This window comes from Cryobacterium sp. MDB2-A-1 (assembly GCF_004402675.1).
Classification (GTDB): Bacteria; Actinomycetota; Actinomycetes; order Actinomycetales; family Microbacteriaceae; genus Cryobacterium; species Cryobacterium glucosi.
Genome location: NZ_SOFK01000018.1, coordinates 1 through 1,242, shown reverse-complemented (window position 1 = coordinate 1,242; position 1,242 = coordinate 1). Strand labels below are relative to the sequence as shown.

The following is a 1,242-nucleotide window of genomic DNA, read 5'->3' as shown; positions in this document are numbered from 1 at the left end:
TCAACGTGCTTTTCGAGTACATCTGACTACTCCCTGAAGATGGAACCCTAAATTCGGTGTCCAACTTTCGGGGACCACTCCACTCTTGCGCGAGTACTTTCCGAAAGGCACAGACCTGTCCTTCCACGGGCCCGGGATCCTCGAGAACGTTGCCGCGGAACTCAACCGCCGGCCCCGCAAACGCCACGGCTACCGAACGCCCGCAGAAGTCCTCGCCACGCTAATCTCGAACCCAACCAATCAAACCGGTGTTGCAGACACCACTTGAATCCGCCTCTCATCAACTATTAGCTTTGTGAGACTGTGCTGGGCACTGCGACCTTGACTGCCGTCGGTGTGCCCCCAAGAGTGGGGCGATTTCGCCGGGCGCGTTGTGTGCGTGTCAAAACACGCGGGATGATCAACAAACACGGCGTCCTTTGAGTGGTGCTGCGTTAGGAATTTGGGGGAATTTCCATTGCGCGCTAATAGGCACAGTGTTCTGGTTGCGTTTGCGTGGATTATGGCCGTGGCCGTTGGCGGGTTGGCAGGAGCCGCACCCAGTGCGATGGGAGCAACTTCATCGTGGAGTGAATCGTCGCCGACGGCGGACCCGTCGGCATCGTCTTCTGCTTCTGTGCAGGAAGCGGATGCTCGGGCAGCGCAAGTAACTCAAGCAGCAGTGGACCGGTGGAGTACGGCGTCCCGGTCATCTGCCGCCGCGCAGCAGACTAGTCAAGTCAAGGTATTTCCTGAACCCCCCATTACTAGTGCGGCAAAGCGACAAGTTGCGGTGTCGGCCTCGTCTGCGGAGAAGCTGGCCGCCGGTGTTGGGGAGGTCTCCCCGAGAAGCATGGCTGCGTTGCCGACGTCTACGGTAAACAACAACACGTTCGGCACTGGAACGGCTTCGATTAGCGGGACCGTCCTCATGGCGGGGTCGCCAAGTTTTGCCAACGCTCAAGGCGTTCTAGTCACCGCATACATACAAAGCAGTTGGGGTGCTTGGGTCGCCTATACCTCACTTTTACGATTTCAGTGAGATGGCGTCGAATTTGAGTTTGGATTCCTTGGCAGCTGCGATTTCGCGCGCCTGAGCTCGAGCGCGCGCCTTTTTGGCGCGTGCTTCGGCCATCGCGAGTTGAGCTTTGGGCGCCCAGAGGCGGGTCTGTCAAGTTTTCGGTGTAACTGGGTTTGATTTTTAGTTGTCTCGGATGGAGAGTCGGCCGTTGAAGGTGATGTCGAAGGCGTTGAGGGCTGCCT

1 pseudogene is annotated in these 1,242 nt (G+C 58.1%); it reads left to right on the top strand.

The annotated features are described in order from the left end of the window. Window positions 1-73: 73 nt before the first annotated feature. Window positions 74-268 (top strand): annotated as a pseudogene (locus E3O39_RS19405) (IS30 family transposase); the annotation flags it as partial. Window positions 269-1,242: the final 974 nt, after the last annotated feature.